The 15,871-nt window shown below is 71.6% G+C and carries 14 protein-coding genes; 4 read left to right on the plus strand and 10 right to left on the minus strand.

Going from position 1 to position 15,871, the window contains the following annotated elements:
• Positions 1–4 precede the first annotated feature (4 nt).
• From IPT68_RS12125 to leuA, 3 genes are all read right to left on the minus strand, one after another.
• On the minus strand, positions 5–1,204 hold the full coding sequence (locus IPT68_RS12125; protein WP_189698343.1) for a sialidase family protein: 1,200 nt from the start codon (positions 1,202–1,204) through the stop codon (positions 5–7).
• A gap of 122 nt (positions 1,205–1,326) precedes the next feature.
• Positions 1,327–2,022 carry a tellurite resistance TerB family protein gene (locus IPT68_RS12130; protein ID WP_189698344.1) on the minus strand — a complete coding sequence of 232 codons (696 nt, stop codon included), beginning with the start codon at positions 2,020–2,022 and terminating at the stop codon, positions 1,327–1,329.
• 172 nt (positions 2,023–2,194) lie between these two features.
• A complete protein-coding gene (gene leuA, locus IPT68_RS12135; protein WP_189698345.1) occupies positions 2,195–3,916 on the minus strand; it encodes a 2-isopropylmalate synthase in 1,722 nt (573 codons plus the stop codon).
• A gap of 363 nt (positions 3,917–4,279) precedes the next feature.
• On the opposite strand from leuA, the gene IPT68_RS12140 reads away from it, so the two are divergent.
• The 4 genes from IPT68_RS12140 to IPT68_RS12155 are packed head-to-tail and all read left to right on the plus strand — an operon-like array spanning position 4,280 to position 8,256.
• The gene (locus IPT68_RS12140; protein WP_189698346.1) at positions 4,280–5,335 is read left to right on the plus strand and encodes a M4 family metallopeptidase; all 1,056 of its coding nucleotides are present in this window, start codon (positions 4,280–4,282) and stop codon (positions 5,333–5,335) included.
• Between the two features lie 48 nt (positions 5,336–5,383).
• Positions 5,384–5,650, plus strand: a complete 267-nt coding sequence (locus IPT68_RS12145; protein WP_189698347.1) for a protealysin inhibitor emfourin — start codon at positions 5,384–5,386, stop codon at positions 5,648–5,650.
• 57 nt (positions 5,651–5,707) lie between these two features.
• Positions 5,708–7,012, plus strand: a complete 1,305-nt coding sequence (locus IPT68_RS12150) for a GH1 family beta-glucosidase (RefSeq protein WP_189698348.1) — start codon at positions 5,708–5,710, stop codon at positions 7,010–7,012.
• Positions 7,009–8,256, plus strand: coding sequence for an MFS transporter (locus IPT68_RS12155; RefSeq protein WP_189698349.1), 1,248 nt, complete (start codon positions 7,009–7,011; stop codon positions 8,254–8,256). Before IPT68_RS12150 ends, IPT68_RS12155 begins: the two co-directional genes overlap by 4 nt.
• A 208-nt stretch (positions 8,257–8,464) precedes the next feature.
• On the opposite strand, the gene era is transcribed toward IPT68_RS12155, so the two are convergent.
• From era to IPT68_RS12190, 7 genes are all read right to left on the minus strand, one after another.
• Positions 8,465–9,418: a GTPase Era gene (era, locus tag IPT68_RS12160; RefSeq protein ID WP_189698350.1), complete on the minus strand. Its 954-nt coding sequence runs from the start codon at positions 9,416–9,418 to the stop codon at positions 8,465–8,467.
• Positions 9,419–9,497: 79 nt separating this feature from the next.
• Positions 9,498–9,851 carry a cytidine/deoxycytidylate deaminase family protein gene (locus IPT68_RS12165; protein WP_189698351.1) on the minus strand — a complete coding sequence of 118 codons (354 nt, stop codon included), beginning with the start codon at positions 9,849–9,851 and terminating at the stop codon, positions 9,498–9,500.
• Between the two features lie 31 nt (positions 9,852–9,882).
• Positions 9,883–10,242 carry an MmcQ/YjbR family DNA-binding protein gene (locus IPT68_RS12170; RefSeq protein ID WP_189698352.1) on the minus strand — a complete coding sequence of 120 codons (360 nt, stop codon included), beginning with the start codon at positions 10,240–10,242 and terminating at the stop codon, positions 9,883–9,885.
• A gap of 253 nt (positions 10,243–10,495) precedes the next feature.
• Positions 10,496–11,803: a hemolysin family protein gene (locus IPT68_RS12175; protein ID WP_189698353.1), complete on the minus strand. Its 1,308-nt coding sequence runs from the start codon at positions 11,801–11,803 to the stop codon at positions 10,496–10,498.
• Positions 11,800–12,297 (minus strand): rRNA maturation RNase YbeY, encoded by a 498-nt coding sequence (gene ybeY / locus IPT68_RS12180; protein WP_189698354.1) that lies wholly within the window; start codon positions 12,295–12,297, stop codon positions 11,800–11,802. Before ybeY ends, IPT68_RS12175 begins: the two co-directional genes overlap by 4 nt.
• Before the next feature lie 12 nt (positions 12,298–12,309).
• Positions 12,310–14,466 (minus strand): PhoH family protein, encoded by a 2,157-nt coding sequence (locus IPT68_RS12185; protein WP_189698355.1) that lies wholly within the window; start codon positions 14,464–14,466, stop codon positions 12,310–12,312.
• Positions 14,467–14,615: 149 nt separating this feature from the next.
• Complete coding sequence (locus tag IPT68_RS12190; RefSeq protein WP_189698497.1) at positions 14,616–15,728, minus strand: carbohydrate kinase family protein; 1,113 nt, start codon at positions 15,726–15,728, stop codon at positions 14,616–14,618.
• Positions 15,729–15,871: the final 143 nt, after the last annotated feature.

Here is a 15,871-nt window from a genome sequence, read left to right on the forward strand (position 1 = left end):
GGCCCTAGGAGACCTCGGCCAGCGGGATCAGCCGGAACTCGATCCTCTCGTACGTCCCCGTCACCCCGGTCTCGTACAGCACGCCGAGGGTGTCCGTGCCGGCCTGCACCAGGTCGGAGTAGGCCGCCGGCTGCCGGGACAGCGTCAACGCCTTGGTGAAGGTCGCGCCGGCGTCGGTGCTGCGCCACACCGCCAGGGCCTCGCGGGCGGTGGGGACGGAGGGACCGGAGAAGAACAACGGGGCGCTGTCGGCGCCGGGTTGGAGAACGCTCGCCTGGACGATGGGCACGTCGCCGAGGGTGGGCTGGACGGCGTAGGGCCGGTCGAGGGTCCGGCCGCCGTCGCCGGAGCGGCTGTCGAGACGGTGGCCGGCGCCGGTGCCGTGCTGGTCGCGGGCGGAGAAGTAGAGCGTGCCGTCGGGGAGTTGGGCGGCGCTGCTCTCGTTGGCGTTGGCCAGGCCGTCGTAGGAGTCGTCGACGAAGCCCAGCCGCCAGGTGGCGCCGCCGTCGTCGCTGTAGAAGGCGTGCGCGCCGTAGTACTTGGGTTCCTGCCCGGTGTCGGGGGACCCCGCGGGCGGGGCGGCGGAGTGGTTGGCCGGGACCACGAGGCGGCCGGCGTGCGGGCCGTGGGTGAGGGCGACGGCATGGCCGGGGCCGGTGGCGTACCAGCGCCAGCCGGTCCGCTTCACCGCCGCCGTGATGTCCCGCGGCGGCGTGAAGCGGATCCCGTCGTCCGTGCTGCGCTGCACGAACACCCGGCGGCTCTGCTCCGGCGTGACGTCGCCGCGCATGATCTGCGCCTCCGTCACGGCACCGCTGTTGTACGAGGTGAGCAGCACGACGGCGCCGGTGCGCGGGTCGACCACGGGTGCCGGGTTGCCGCGGGTGTTCCCCTCGCCCGCGGCCACGACCGTGAGCGGTCCCCAGGTGCAGCCACCGTCGGTGGAGCGGCGCACCACGACGTCGATGTCGCCGGAGTCGGACGCGCCGCCGCGCCGGCCCTCCGCGAAGGCGAGGACGGCGCCGGTGCCGGTCCTGACGGCAGCCGGGATGCGGTACGTGTCGTAGCCGCCCGTCCCGGCGGTGTACGGCACGGAGGACGTGCAGCGGGCGGCCGAGGCGGGCAGGGTGACGGTGAACGGGCTGAAGACGAGCGGCACGAGGAGGGTGGCGGCGGTCAGGAAGGCGCGTCTGGGACGTCTCATCGGGCGGGCCCCTCAGGGTCGGTGACCGGGTGTCAGTCACATCGTCCCTGGCATCCCCGCCCCCTCCCGCACGCCACGATCACCGATCCCGTCCGGTCCGGCGCCCCTGGGCCGTCGGGGTGTCAGGACGGCGTACGGACCGTCGCCAGCAGGCGGGTCACCTCGTCCGCCGTGATGGTGAGCGCGGCGCCCACGGTGGCGAGGACCTCCCGTTCGGCGGCGGTGTACGGGCCGTCGGCGAGGGCGATGCGGGCGCCCTGGAGAAGGATCGACTCGCGGCCGGCCGGGGCGAGGTGCGGGGCGAGCGGGTCGAGGGCCTCGTGCAGCTCTATGGCCAGGCCGGGGCCGCGGGGCGCGCCGAAGACGCGGCCGGTGTCCGCGGCCAGCGCCTCGACGAGGGCGTCGAGCTGCTCCTCCGTGCAGTCGTCGAAGCCGGCCGCGCGGACCGTGCCGGCGGCCACGGTCAGCGAGGTGCGGGTCCGGGTGCCGCCCGCGGCCAGCACCGCGAGGGCGACGGTGTGCACGGCGTCGCGGAGCATCGCGGCGAAGCGGCTGGTGGTGGGGTGGTCGAGGACGTCGGTGCCGAAGTGCCGGCGGCAGGCCGCGCACTCCACGACGGGCCCGGTGTCGCCGCGCGGCAGCACGGGCAGGCCGAGCAGGGTGAAGCGGCGGCGCCCGGTCAGCCGCTGGTAGTTGCGGTCGCCCCCGCAGCCGGGGCAGAAGAACTCGCCGTCGCCGACGACCGTCCATGCGGTACGGGTGCCCAGAACGCGCGAACGCCTGGTGACATGGCCGTTTCGTCCCCGGACTGGCAGCACGTCGCACCTCCGTAACCCCACGGCAACATCGCCGCGCTGGCGTGATGTTAGCCACATCCAGGAGGTGGAGTCAGTACCCCTGACGAGACCTCTCCGTGACCTGGCCGGTAAAGGACGGGGTCCCGCCCGCCGGTCAACGGCGGACGGGACCCGAAACACCCGGTCAGAGGGGTCAGCGGGCCGCCCGGTTGACGGCCGAGACGACCGCCTTCAGCGACGCACGTGTCGTGTTCGCATCGATGCCGATCCCCCACAGGACCTTGCCGTCGATCGCGCATTCGATGTACGAGGCGGCCTGCGCGGAGGCGCCCTCGCTCATCGTGTGCTCCTGGTAGTCGAGCAGCCGTACGTCGATGCCGATGGACTGCAGGGCGTCGAAGAACGCCGAGATCGGACCGTTGCCGGTGCCGGACAGGACGGTGTCCTCGCCGTCGACGGTGGCCTCGACGGTGAGCTTGTCCACGCCGTCCGTGTCCGTCGTCGACTGTCCCGTCCTGACCTGGATCCGGCCCCAGGGGTTGTCCGGGTTCGGCAGGTACTCGTCCTCGAAGATCGCCCAGATGTCCTTCGGCGTGACCTCGCCGCCCTCGGCGTCCGTCTTCGCCTGGATGATCTTGGAGAACTCGATCTGCATCCGGCGGGGGAGGTCCAGCTTGTGCTCGTTCTTCAGCACGTACGCCACACCGCCCTTGCCGGACTGCGAGTTGACCCGGATGACCGCCTCGTAGGAGCGGCCGACGTCCTTCGGGTCGATCGGCAGGTACGGCACCGCCCACTCGATGTCGTCGACGGTGACGCCCCGGGCGGCCGCGTCGGCCTCCATGGCGTCGAAGCCCTTCTTGATGGCGTCCTGGTGGGAGCCGGAGAAGGACGTGTAGACCAGGTCGCCCACGTACGGGTGGCGCGGGTGGACCTCCATCTGGTTGCAGTACTCCCACGTACGACGGATCTCGTCGATGTCGGAGAAGTCGATCTGCGGGTCGACGCCCTGCGAGAACAGGTTCATGCCCAGGGTGACCAGGTCGACGTTGCCGGTGCGCTCGCCCTGCCCGAACAGGCAGCCCTCGACACGGTCGGCGCCTGCCATCAGCGCCAGCTCGGCGGCGGCCACGGCCGTACCCCGGTCGTTGTGCGGGTGGACGGACAGGCACACGTACTCGCGGCGGGAGAGGTGGCGGCCCATCCACTCGAAACGGTCGGCGTGGGTGGACGGCGTCGAGCGCTCCACGGTCGCCGGCAGGTTGAGGATGATCTCGCGGTCCGGGCCGGGCTGCCAGACGTCCATGACGCCCTCGCAGACCTCCAGCGCGAAGTCCAGCTCGGTGTCGGTGAAGATCTCCGGCGAGTACTGGTAGCCGAACTCGGTCTCCGGCCCCAGCAGCTTCTCGGCGTACTCCATCACCAGCCGCGTGCCGTCGACGGCGATCTGCCTGATGTCGTCCTTGGAGCCGCGGAAGACGACCCGGCGGAAGACCGGCGCGGTCGCGTTGTACAGGTGCACGGTGGCGCGGCGGGCGCCCTTCAGGGACTCGACGGTCCGCTCGATCAGGTCCTCACGGGCCTGGGTGAGGACGGAGATCGTCACGTCCTCGGGAATGGCGCTCTCGTCCTCGACGATCGACCGCACGAAGTCGAAGTCGGTCTGGCCCGACGCCGGGAAACCGACCTCGATCTCCTTGTAGCCCATCCTCACCAGCAGGTCGAACATCGCCCGCTTGCGCACCGGTGACATGGGGTCGATCAGGGCCTGGTTGCCGTCGCGCAGGTCGGTGGAGAGCCAGCGGGGGGCGGCGGTGATCCGGTTCTGCGGCCAGGTGCGGTCCGGGATGTCGACCTGCTCGTAGCGGCCGTACTTGTGGACGGGCATGGAACTGGGCTGCTGGCGATGTGCCATGGTGGCGTGGGCTCCTCGAGAAATCCGGTGGATTCCGGTGTCCGGCAGGACGGCCGACGACGCAACGCCAAGCTCCGCGGGGAGGGAGTCGGCCTCGACTACAGGCCCTCGCCGCGGCAGCTAAGAAGAAGCAGCCCGAAACGCATGATGCACAGCATGCTAGCCGAGCCGTCCCGAAACGCGCGGTCCTGTATCAGTATGCGGGACCGCTCGCCGGCAGGGGGCGCGGGAACCGCGCGGGCGACCCCCGCAACCCCGCTCCTGTTAACACAGCGCGACCGTCGACGCTTCCCGCATCCCCACATTTCACCTATCACGGTTGCGGATAGTGACATTCTGCTCACCGGGTGCCATGGTGCGGGCATGACCGCCGTCTTCTGCACGATCGTCCCGCCGCACGTCCTCGACCGGCTCGCCCGCTCCGAGGACCCCGTTCTGGCCGGCCCCGCGCGCCGCACCCTCCAGCGCGACGCCTACGAGCGCACGCACCGTCGCCTCACCACGGTCCTCGGCGCACCGGCCGTGACCCGGCCCGCCCCGGCCGCCGAGGGCACACCGCACCGCACGATCTACGACGCCCGGCACGGTACGAGCCTGCCCGGCGAGCAGGTCCGCGGCGAGGGCGACGGTCCCGGCAGGGACGCCACGGTCAACCGTGCCTACGCGGGCCTCGGCGCCACGTTCGAGCTGTTCCTGCGGGCCTACGGACGCGACTCGATCGACGCGGGCGGCCTCCCGCTCGACGCGACCGTGCACTACGACGAGCAGTACAACAACGCCTTCTGGAACGGCGAGCAGATGGTCTTCGGCGACGGGGACGGCGAGATCTTCCTCGACTTCACGATCCCCATCGACGTCATCGGCCACGAACTGGCCCACGGCGTCACCCAGTACACGGCCAACCTCACCTACTTCGGCCAGCCCGGCGCCCTGAACGAGTCCGTCTCCGACGTCTTCGGCGCGCTGATCAAGCAGTACACGCTCGGCCAGACCGCCGCCGAGGCGGACTGGCTGATCGGCGCCGGCCTCCTCGCCCCGCGCGTGAGCGGGGTGGCCCTGCGCTCGATGAAGGCGCCCGGCACGGCGTACGACGACGACGTGCTCGGCAAGGACCCGCAGCCCGCGACGATGGAGGACTACGTCCGCACCGGCCGCGACAACGGCGGTGTCCACATCAACTCCGGCATCCCCAACCACGCCTTCTACCTCGCCGCCACCGCCCTCGGCGGCAACGCCTGGGAACGGGCGGGGCAGATCTGGTACGACGTGCTGACCGGCGGTGAGCTGAAGGAGGACGCGATGTTCGCGGACTTCGCGACGCTGACCGTCGCCGCCGCGAGGGCACGGTTCGGGGACGGCAGCGAGGAACTGCGGGCGGTGTCGAAGGCCTGGGAGCAGGTCGGCGTGCGGACGCTGTAGTCCCGTACCCCGTTTCGTGCCGGACCGCTTCGTACTAGACAGGGACCCATGCGTATCCAGGTACGGCGCACGGGCGGTTTCGCGGGCATCGAACGGCACGCCGAGGTGGACACCGCGGGGCGGCCCGACGCGCACGAGTGGCACGCCCTGGCCGAGAAGGCGCTCACGGCGGGGCGGGGCGTGCCCCCCGTCGGCGTTCCGGACGGCTTCAGCTATCGGATCACCGTGGACGGGGAAACGGTGTACTGCGCGGACCCCCGGCTGACCGAGGAACAGCGCAGGCTGGTCTCGAGAGTGCTGAAGGAGGGAGCGTAACTACCGTTTGCGACCGGGGCGTTGACTTCCGTTACCGGCGGTACCGATGATCCGCGCATGGCGACGAACCCCATACCCCCGTTCCCGGCCGGCTTCCTGTGGGGCGTCTCGACGTCCGCGCACCAGATCGAGGGCGCGGCGCGGGTGCGCGAGCCGTCTGTCTGGGACGCCTTCACGGCCGAGCCGGGACGGGTGAAGGACGGCTCCACGGCGGCGGTGGCCTGCGACCACTACCACCGCTATCGCGAGGACGTCGCGCTCCTGGCCGGCCTGGGGGTGGACGCGTACCGCTTCTCGATCTCCTGGCCGCGCGTGCGCTCGCCCGAGGGGCTCGACTTCTACGACCGACTGGTGGACGAGCTGTGCGGGGCGGGCGTGCGGCCGGTCCCGACGCTCTTCCACTGGGACCTGCCGGTGGGTCTCGACTGGCTGCAGCGGGACACGGCGTCGCGGTTCGCGGAGTACGTGTCGGTGGTGGCGGAGCGCCTCGGCGACCGCGTCACGAAGTGGATCACGCTCAACGAGCCCGCCGAGCACACCCTGCTCGGCCATGCTCTCGGCGTCCACGCGCCGGGCAGGCGGCTGTTGTTCGACGCGCTGCCGGTCGCCCACCACCAGCTCCTGGCGCACGGGCTGGCGGTCCGGGCCCTGCGCGCGGCCGGCGCGGCGGACATCGGCATCGCCAACTCGCACGGCCCGACCTGGCCGGCGTCGCGGGAAAGCGCCGATGTGGAGGCGGCGGAGCTCTACGACGTCCTGCTGAACCGGCTGTTCGCCGACCCGGTGCTGCTGGGCGAGTACCCGCCGGGCATCGGGGAGTCGATGCCGGGGGACATGGCGTCCGACCTGAAGGTCATCGCGGAGCCGGTCGACTGGTACGGCGTGAACTACTACGCGCCGAGGCGGGTCGGGGCGCCGGAGGGCGCGGAGATCGAGTTCGGCGGGGTGCGGTTGCCGGCCGAGCTGCCGTTCTCGGTGCGGGACATCGAGGGCGTGCCGGTGACGGACTTCGGCTGGCCGGTGGTGCCGGAAGGGCTGACCGAGCTGCTCACCGGCTTCCGGGACCGGTACGGCGAGCGGCTGCCACCGGTGGTGATCACCGAGAACGGGTGCTCGTACGAAGGGCTCGACGACCAGGAGCGGATCGCCTACCTCGACGGTCATGTGCGGGCGCTGCACGCGGCGTCGGCGGCGGGGGTGGACGTGCGCGGGTACTTCGTGTGGTCACTGCTGGACAACTTCGAGTGGGCGGAGGGGTACGCCCGCCGCTTCGGCCTCGTGCACGTGGACTTCGAGACGCTGCAGCGGACTCCGAAGGCCTCGTACCACTGGTTCCGGGACATGCTGCGGGCCCAGAGATGAAGGGCGGGGCGACCGCCCCGGGCGAGCCCGTCGAACGGGTCGGCCGTGGCTGGACGGCATCGCTCGCGCTGGCCAACGTGGCGATCTGGGTGGGCTGGTACGGCCCGTTGCAGATCCTGCTGGCCCAGCAGGCGGAGGACTTCGCGCCCGGCACCGGGATGTCGAAGGAGACGCTGCTGGCCTGGGTGACGGGCGCGGGGGCGGCCGTGTCCCTGCTGGCCAACCCGTTCTTCGGCGCGCTGTCGGACCGCACCACGGCGCGCCGGGGCCGCCGCAGCCCGTGGATCGTGGCCGGTGCGGTGGGCGGCGCGCTGTCGCTGCTGCTGCTCGCCGGGGCGGGCGGGCCGTGGACCGTGGCGGCCGGCTGGTGTCTGGTCCAGCTGACCCTGAACGCGGCCTTCGCGGCGGTGACGGCGGCGGTGCCGGACCGGGTGCCGCGGCGGCAACGCGGGGCCGTGGGCGGCTGGCTGGGCGCGGCGCAGATCCTCGGGGCGGTCGCCGGCACGGGACTGGCGACGGCGGCGGGCGGGATCGCGGCGGGGTACGCGGCGTGCGCGGTGTTCGCCGTGGCGGGCGTGCTGCCGTACGTGCTCCGGTACCCGGACCTGCGGCTCGGGGACGGGGACCGGCGGCCGTGGTCCGCGAGGGCGTTCGTCACGGGCTTCTGGCTGAGCCCGCGCCGCCACCCGGACTTCGGCTGGGCCTGGCTGACCCGCTTCCTGATCAACCTCAGCAACGCGCTGGTGATCCTCTACCTGCTGTACTACCTGCGCGACCGCCTGCACCACGACGACCCCGAGCAGGGCGTCCTCGTCCTGACCGCCGTGCACGGCGTGGCGCTGCTGGCCACGGTCGTGGTGGGCGGCGTCTGGTCGGACCGGGTCGGCCGCCGCAAGCCGTTCGTGCACTGGTCCGGGGTGCTGATGGCGGCGGCCACCGCCCTGCTCGCCGCGTGGCAGACCTGGCCGGGCGCGATCGTCGTGGCGGCGCTGCTCGGCGTCGGCCTCGGGGTCTTCATGTCGGTCGACTTCGCGCTGATGACCGACGTCCTGCCGAAGGCCCTGGACCGCGGCAAGGACCTCGGCGTCATCAACGTGGCCAACGCCCTGCCGCAGGTCGCGGCCCCCGCGCTGGCCGCGCCGATCGTCGTCCACCTGGGCGGATACCGGGTGCTGTACCTGGTGGCGGCGGCCGTGGGGCTGGCGGGGGCGGTGCTGGTGGGCCGGATCCGGGGCGTCGACTAGGGCCTGTCGTCCGGGTCGGGCCGCCCGGTCCGCGCGACAGGCACCAGTGCCGCGGCAGGCAACGTTTGCCCGGCAAGGAGCGGCGTCCGGTGCGTGCTCTCGACGTGCCGGCCGGAAGCCCTCGTACGGGATGTACTTGGGCTTCCGGCCGGTGCGGCGAGAGGGCGTGCCGGGCGTCGGGACGGGGTGAACGTTGCCTGTCGCGGCACTAGAAGCCCAGCTTGCGCAGCTGCTTCGGATCCCGCTGCCAGTCCTTCGCCACCTTCACGTGCAGGTCCAGGAAGACGGGCGTGCCGAGCAGCGCCTCGATCTGGCGGCGGGACTTGATGCCGACCTCCTTCAGGCGCTTGCCCTTGGGGCCGATGATGATGCCCTTCTGGCTGGGGCGTTCGATGTAGACGTTGGCGTGGATGTCGAGCAGGGGCTTGTCGGCGGGGCGGTCCTCGCGCGGCAGCATCTCCTCCACGACGACGGCGATGGAGTGCGGCAGCTCGTCGCGTACGCCCTCCAGCGCGGCCTCCCGGATCAGTTCCGCGATCATGACCTGCTCGGGCTCGTCGGTCAGATCGCCCTCGGGGTAGAGGGCCGGGCCCTCGGGGAGCAGCGGGACGAGGAGGTCCGCGAGCAGGTTCACCTGCTTGTCCCCCACCGCCGACACCGGGACGATCTCCGCCCATTCGATGCCGAGCTCCTTGCCGAGCTGGTCGATGGCGATCAGCTGCTCGGCCAGCGCCTTGCTGTCGACCAGGTCGGTCTTCGTGACGACGGCGACCTTAGGCGTCTTCCTGATCCCGGCGAGTTCCTTGGCGATGAACCGGTCGCCGGGGCCGATCTTCTCGTTCGCCGGCAGACAGAAGCCGATCACGTCGACCTCGGCCCACGTGGTGCGCACCACGTCGTTCAGCCGCTCGCCGAGCAGGGTGCGCGGCTTGTGCAGGCCCGGGGTGTCCACCAGGATCAGCTGGGCGTCGGGCCGGTGGACGATGCCGCGCACCGTGTGCCGCGTGGTCTGCGGCTGGTTCGCGGTGATCGCGACCTTCTGCCCGACCAGTGCGTTCGTAAGGGTGGACTTGCCCGCGTTGGGGCGGCCCACGAAGCAGGCGAAGCCGGCCCGGTGGACAGTCTCGGCCGGCTGCTCGGATGACGGGGTACGAACGCTCATGGCGCCCATTCTCCCTGATCGCCGAAGCCCCGCCGTACAGACGGGGTGAGGTGCCGCCGAGGACGGCCCCGGCGCCGCCTCAGCCTGCGGAGACGGTGAGCCGCACCACGCCGTCCGGCCCGGCCACCAGCACCGGCGTCCGCGGGCCGCCCAGATCCCGCACGGCCGCCCGGTCCTCGGCCGACGCCTCCTCCGCCTCGGTGACGACCGCCGCCGCCTCCAGCGACTTCGCCCCGGACGCGACCGCCATGGCCACCGCCGTCCGTAGGGCGCTGAGCTTCAGCGAGTCCAGGTCGACGGTCCCGGCGACGTACGTGCGCCCCGTCTCGTCCCGTACGGCGGCCCCCTCGGGCACACCGTTGCGGGCCCGGGCCGAACGGGCCAGGGTGACGATCTTGCGGTCCTCGGGGTCGAGCGCGTTGCTGTCGGTCATGCCCCGAGCATACGGAGCCCGGTGCCCCGGTTCAGGGCCGGTCCAGGCGGAGCCGCTCGGCGCGCGGCAGCCCGGCCACGACCAGGTCGTAGGAGTCCTCGATCAGCTCCCGGACCAGCCGGTCGGGCAGCGGGCCGTCCACCGTGACGGTGTTCCAGTGCCGCTTGTTCATGTGCCAGCCGGGGGTGATCAGGCCGGGGTGGTCGGCGCGCAGGCGTACCGCGTCCTCGGGGTCGCACTTGAGGTTCACGGTGAGGGGGCGGGCGTCCAGGACGCTCAGCGCGAACATCTTGCCCAGCACCTTGAACACCGAGGCCTCCGGGCCGAAGGGGAAGTCCTCGACGGCCGCGTTGAAGGACAGGCAGAAGACCCGCAGCTCCTGGGGCGTCACACCGACTCCTGTGGCATCACACCGGCTCCTCGGACGTCACTCCGCTCCTTGAGCCTCACTCCGGCTCCTCCGGCGTCACACCGGCTCCTCGGACGTCACTCCGCTCCTTGAGCCTCACTCCCGCTCCTCCGACGTCACACCGGCTCCTCGGACGTCACTCCGCTCCTTGAGCCTCACTCCCGCTCCTCCGACGTCACTCCCGCTCCTCCGGCGTCACTCCCGCTCCTCCGGCGTCACTCCCGCTCCTCCGGCGTCACTCCGGCTTCGGATCCTCCTCCGGCGGAGCGGCGGGGGCCACCGGCTCCACCAGGACGGTCACGATCTTGTTCCGGCGGCCGGCGGCGGCCTCGGCCGTCAGCCGCAGCTCCCGGCTGTCGGGCAGCTCGACCACGGACGTCGCGCCCGCGATGGGCACCCGGCCCAGCGCCTTCGCCAGCAGCCCGCCGACGGTCTCCACGTCCTCGTCGTCGTACGACTCCAGCCCGTACAGCTCGCCCAGGTCGCCGATGTCCAGACGGGCGGTGACCCGGTAGCGGTCCTCGCCGAGGGGCTCGACGGGCGGCAGCTCGCGATCGTACTCGTCGGTGATCTCGCCGACGATCTCCTCCAGGATGTCCTCGATGGTGACGATCCCGGCCGTGCCGCCGTACTCGTCGATGACGACCGCGACGTGGTTGCGCTGCTTCTGCATCTCGCGCAGCAGGTCACCGGCGTTCTTGGTGTCCGGCACGAAGACGGCCGGCCGCATGGCCGTCGAGACCAGCTCGCTCTCGGCCTCCCGGCTGATGTGCGTCTTGCGGACCAGGTCCTTCAGGTACACGATCCCCACGATGTCGTCCTCGCTCTCGCCGGTGACCGGGATGCGCGAGAAACCGGACCGGAGCGCGAGGGTCAGGGCCTGGCGGATGGTCTTGTAGCGTTCGATGACCACGAGGTCGGTGCGCGGGACCATCACCTCCCGCACGAGGGTGTCGCCCAGCTCGAAGACCGAGTGCACCATGCGGCGCTCCTCGTCCTCGATGAGGGACTCCTTCTCGGCGAGGTCGACCAGCGCGCGCAGCTCCGCCTCGGAGGCGAAGGGGCCGCGCCGGAAGCCCTTGCCGGGGGTGAGCGCGTTGCCGATGAGGATCAGCAGGGACGGGACCGGGCCCATGATCCGGGCGAGCGGAAGGAGCACGTACGCCGCCGCGGTGGCCGTGCTGAGGGGGTGCTGGCGGCCGATGGTGCGCGGGGAGACACCGACCGCGACGTACGAGACGAGGACCATGACCGCGATGGCGATCAGCAGCGCCTCGGTGGTGCTGGCGAACTCGTTCAGGCAGGCGTACGTGACCAGGGCGGCGGCGGCCATCTCGCAGGCGACGCGGACCAGCAGCGCCACATTGAGGTAGCGGGTGGGGTCGGCGGCGACCTGGGCGAGCTTGGCGCTGCCGCGCCGGCCGGAGCGCACGGCCTCCTCGGCACGGAAGCTGGAGACGCGGGCGAGTCCGGCTTCCGCGCAGGCGGCGAGCCAGGCGACGACGACCAGGGCGACGGCGCCGGTGACCAGCGGGATGCTCATGACACGGTGGGGGCCGGGGAGGGACCGGTGAGGCCCTTCTCGGCACGCCAGCCGTCCACGATGGCCGCCTGCAGGCCGAACATCTCGGCCTTCTCGTCGGGTTCCTCGTGGTCGTACCCCAGCAGGTGCAGCACTCCGTGGACGGTGAGCAGCTGGAGCTCCTCGTCCATGGAGTGCCGCGTCGGCGCCTCGGCGCCCTGCTTGGCCGCGACCTCCGGGCACAGCACGATGTCGCCGAGCAGTCCGTGCGGTGGCTCGTCGTCGTCCTTCGACGGCGGGCGCAGCTCGTCCATCGGGAACGACATGACGTCGGTCGGTCCCGGCAGGTCCATCCACTGGATGTGCAGCTGCTCCATGGCGTCGGCGTCCACGACGATCACCGAGAGCTCGGAGAGCGGGTGGATGCGCATCCGTGCGAGCGCGTAGCGGGCGACGTCGAGGATCGCCTGCTCGTCGACCTCGGTTCCGGACTCGTTGTTGACGTCGATCGACATGGTCGTGCTGGTCTACTTCCCCTGGGAACCCTTGGCGCCGGTCCTGCCACGGCCGCCCTTGTGGGTGCCGTTCTCCGTGCCGTTCTTGCTGTCGTACTCCTCGTACGCGTCGACGATACGGCCCACCAGCTTGTGCCGGACGACATCGTGGGACGACAGCCGGGAGAAGTGGACGTCCTCGACGCCCTCCAGGATCTCCTGCACCTGGCGCAGACCGGACTTGGTGCCGCCGGGCAGGTCGACCTGGGTCACGTCACCCGTGATCACGATCTTCGAGTCGAAGCCGAGGCGGGTGAGGAACATCTTCATCTGCTCGGGGCTCGTGTTCTGGGCCTCGTCCAGGATGATGAAGGCGTCGTTGAGGGTGTTGTGCGTCAGCAGATAGTCCTGGGTGACGTAGAGGGAGTCCTCGGCCGCCACCTGGATGCAGACGGTCTCCTCGCTGCCCGCGGGCTCGATGCGGTCGATGAACCGCATCGGGCGTCCGCCGCCTCCGGCCGCGTGGTACTTGTCGCGCTTGCGGGCGAGGCGGAAGGGTTCGATGCCCTCGGGGAGACGGATGTCGACGACGTGCGTGTCGTTCCGGTGTGCGATCTCCCGGCCCTTCGCGAGACCGGGCTTGCGGCCCTTGGCCACGCGGCGACGGGAGTACGCGACACCGCCCAGTGACTGCACGAGCGACATCACGTCGTCCCGCAACATGATCGATGTCGTCGTGTACTGGATCCGGCACGTGCGGTCGGCCTGGGTGACCGGCCCGCCGTCGGAGTCGAGCAGACCCTGGAGCACGGCCAGCCGGACCTCGGCGGAGTTGTACAGGTAGTCGTCCGGGACGAACTTGCTGTGCGAGCGAGTGCGCAGCAGGTCCAGCTCTCGGACAACCCGTGTGACAGGGTTCTCCAGGGTGACTACGTCCCCCGGGGACTTGACGCGATTGAGGGTGTAGTCGGGCCCGCCCTTGTGGCGTACCACGACACCGGGCAGCGCGGTTCCCAGCGCCTCGGCCAGCTCCGGATCCTCCGTCGCGAAGGAGGGAGTGGCAGAGCCCGTGAGACAACCGTCACCAAGCAGCAGTCCCAGCGCGTACGGGTCCATGGGGACATCGCGCTCCGGGAAGCACACTGGCGCCGTGAGGAGCGGCAGCTCGTACCGCCGCGCGTGCCCCGCCCGCAGGTTGCCGATCATCTCCTGGGTCTCCAGGACCCGCCACGGCTTGTTGCGGCGCCTGTCGTCACGTGTCCGGACCGTCCACAGGTGCTCGCCGCAGCACAGCGTCCAGGAGCCGTCCTGCGCTGTGACGCGGTAGATGTCCTTCTTGCCCTGCGGGTAAACACCCAGGACCGGGGTCGGCTCACCGTTGGAGCCGATGACCAGGTCACCGACCTGGAGGTCGCCGATGGGGCGCCAGCCATCCGGCGTCAGAACCTTCGTGAACACGGGTTGTGCTCTGCCGCGCATGTACGCGAGCGGCGCGACCTCGATCGTCCCGGCGGCCATCAGGCGGGGGATGGAGTCCGGGTCGATCATGTCGTGCAGCGCGTCGTAGAGCGGGCGCAGATAGGGGTCGATCTTCTCGTAGAGCGTGCCCGGCAGGAAGCCGAGGCGCTCGCCGGCCTCGACCGCGGGACGGGTCAGGATGATGCGGTTGACCTGCTTGGACTGCAGGGCCTGCACCGCCTTGGCCATGGCCAGGTAGGTCTTGCCCGTGCCGGCGGGGCCGATGCCGAAGACGATCGTGTGCTTGTCGATCGCGTCGACGTACCGCTTCTGGTTGAGGGTCTTGGGACGGATCGTGCGGCCGCGCGAGGACAGGATGTTCTGGGTGAGCACCTGGGCCGGGGTCTCCTGCGGGCCCTCGCCGTTCTCAGTCGCCCGGAGCATGGCGATCGAGCGTTCCACTGCGTCCTCCGTCATCGGCTGCCCGGTGCGGAGCACCAGCATCATCTCGTCGAACAGGCGCTGGATGAGGGCGACTTCCGCCGCGGGCCCGACCGCGCTGATCTCATTGCCCCGGACGTGGATGTCGGCCGCCGGGAAGGCCTTCTCGATCACGCGCAGCAGAGAGTCGCCGGACCCCAGGACGGTCACCATGGGGTGCTGGGCGGGGACGGTGAACTGTGCTCTCGCCTGCCCCTGCGCGGGGGTGTGAGCTGTGGGTGTCTGAGTCATGGGCCGGCGCTGAAGGCCTGCACGTCCTCCTTGATACGACTCGCCTGCCACGAGGGCGGCCTGGCGATTTCCAGAGTACGCCCGGGGGGTGACAACCCCGTAGGCCTTTTCGATGCGCCGTACCGCACACGCCGCCCGGGCGCCGGGGGTCAGGCGGAGCGCCCGAAGCCGATCGTCGGGACCGCGCGGCGCAGCGGCCAGGGGCGGGCCGTGGCGGGGATGAGGTCCTCGAGGAAGGCGTACCGGAGCAGGGCCGCGGGGTCCTGGTCGTCGTAGGACTGCACCTTGCGCCACCAGGCCCCGATCTCGGACCAGCCCGGGGCCGAGAGGGAGCCGCCGAACTCCTGCACGGACAGAGCGGCCGTGAGCCCGGCGAAGGCCAGGCGGTCGGCGAGCGGCCAGCCGGCCAGGGTGCCGGTGACGAAGCCGGCGACGAAGACGTCGCCCGCGCCGGTGGGGTCCAGGGCCTCGACCTCGATCGCCGGGACCTCGGCGCTCTCGCCGGTGCGCCGGTCCACGGCGTACGCGCCCTCCGCGCCGAGCGTGACCACGGCGAGCGGCACGTGCTCGGTGAGGGCGTGCGCGGCGGCGCGGGGGCAGGTGGCGCCGGTGTAGCGCATCGCCTCGTCGGCGTTGGGCAGGAACGCCTCGCAGTGTTCGAGGTCGGCGAGGCCGGCCAGGTCCCAGGCGCCGCTGTCGTCCCAGCCGACGTCGGCGAAGACGCGGGTGCCCTTGCGCGCGGCCTGCGCGACCCAGGGGGCGCTCTTGCCGGGGGTGAGCGAGGCGACGGCGGCACGGGCGTGCGGGGGGCAGTCGGGGGCGGGCTCCTCGGGGGGCGGCTCGTGGCCGTGGGAGACCATGGTGCGCTCGCCCTCGTACGCCATGGAGACGGTGACCGGTGAGTGCCAGCCGGCCTCCCTGCGCGACGGGGCGAGGTCGATGCCCTCGCCCTGTTCCAGGGCGTCCCAGCAGTAGTCGCCGTAGTGGTCGTCGCCGAAGGCCGCCGCGAGGGAGGTCTTCAGGCCGAGCCGGGCCAGCGCGGTGGCCATGTTGGCGACGCCGCCGGGGCTCGATCCCATCCCGCGCGCCCAGGACTCGGTCCCGCGCACCGGGGCGGAGTCGAGCCCGGTGAAGATGATGTCGAGGAAGACGGTGCCGGTGAGATAGACGTCCCACGGCGGGTCGGCCGGCCCGCGCAGGGCGGCCAAGGGGTCGACGTGGGCGTGGCAGTACCGGCCTTCTCGGATCGGCGGTTCCGCCATGACGGTGGGCTGCGGCCCCTTTCCGGTGGACGCGGTCACAGTGCGCTCCCTGACGTGGTGCTGACCTCGCCAGTGTGCACCACGTCACTGACAGCGGGCGCCCAGTCACTGCGGAAGCCTCGGGCCCGTCCGGTCCGCCGCGT

The sequence above is a fragment of the Streptomyces chromofuscus genome (genome assembly GCF_015160875.1).
In the GTDB taxonomy this organism is placed as follows: Bacteria; Actinomycetota; Actinomycetes; order Streptomycetales; family Streptomycetaceae; genus Streptomyces; species Streptomyces chromofuscus.

Excerpts from the sequence above, each read along its gene's own strand:
- ybeY (WP_189698354.1), bottom strand. The coding sequence starts at position 12,297 with ATGTCGATCGACGTCAACAACGAGTCCGGAACCGAGGTCGACGAGCAG.
- IPT68_RS12150 (WP_189698348.1), top strand. The coding sequence starts at position 5,708 with ATGGCGACGAACCCCATACCCCCGTTCCCGGCCGGCTTCCTGTGGGGC.
- IPT68_RS12140 (WP_189698346.1), top strand. The coding sequence starts at position 4,280 with ATGACCGCCGTCTTCTGCACGATCGTCCCGCCGCACGTCCTCGACCGG.
- IPT68_RS12145 (WP_189698347.1), top strand. The coding sequence starts at position 5,384 with ATGCGTATCCAGGTACGGCGCACGGGCGGTTTCGCGGGCATCGAACGG.
- IPT68_RS12175 (WP_189698353.1), bottom strand. The coding sequence starts at position 11,803 with ATGAGCATCCCGCTGGTCACCGGCGCCGTCGCCCTGGTCGTCGTCGCC.
- leuA (WP_189698345.1), bottom strand. The coding sequence starts at position 3,916 with ATGGCACATCGCCAGCAGCCCAGTTCCATGCCCGTCCACAAGTACGGC.
- IPT68_RS12125 (WP_189698343.1), bottom strand. The coding sequence starts at position 1,204 with ATGAGACGTCCCAGACGCGCCTTCCTGACCGCCGCCACCCTCCTCGTG.
- IPT68_RS12155 (WP_189698349.1), top strand. The coding sequence starts at position 7,009 with ATGAAGGGCGGGGCGACCGCCCCGGGCGAGCCCGTCGAACGGGTCGGC.
- IPT68_RS12185 (WP_189698355.1), bottom strand. The coding sequence starts at position 14,466 with ATGACTCAGACACCCACAGCTCACACCCCCGCGCAGGGGCAGGCGAGA.
- IPT68_RS12165 (WP_189698351.1), bottom strand. The coding sequence starts at position 9,851 with ATGACCGACAGCAACGCGCTCGACCCCGAGGACCGCAAGATCGTCACC.
- IPT68_RS12190 (WP_189698497.1), bottom strand. The coding sequence starts at position 15,728 with ATGGCGGAACCGCCGATCCGAGAAGGCCGGTACTGCCACGCCCACGTC.
- era (WP_189698350.1), bottom strand. The coding sequence starts at position 9,418 with ATGAGCGTTCGTACCCCGTCATCCGAGCAGCCGGCCGAGACTGTCCAC.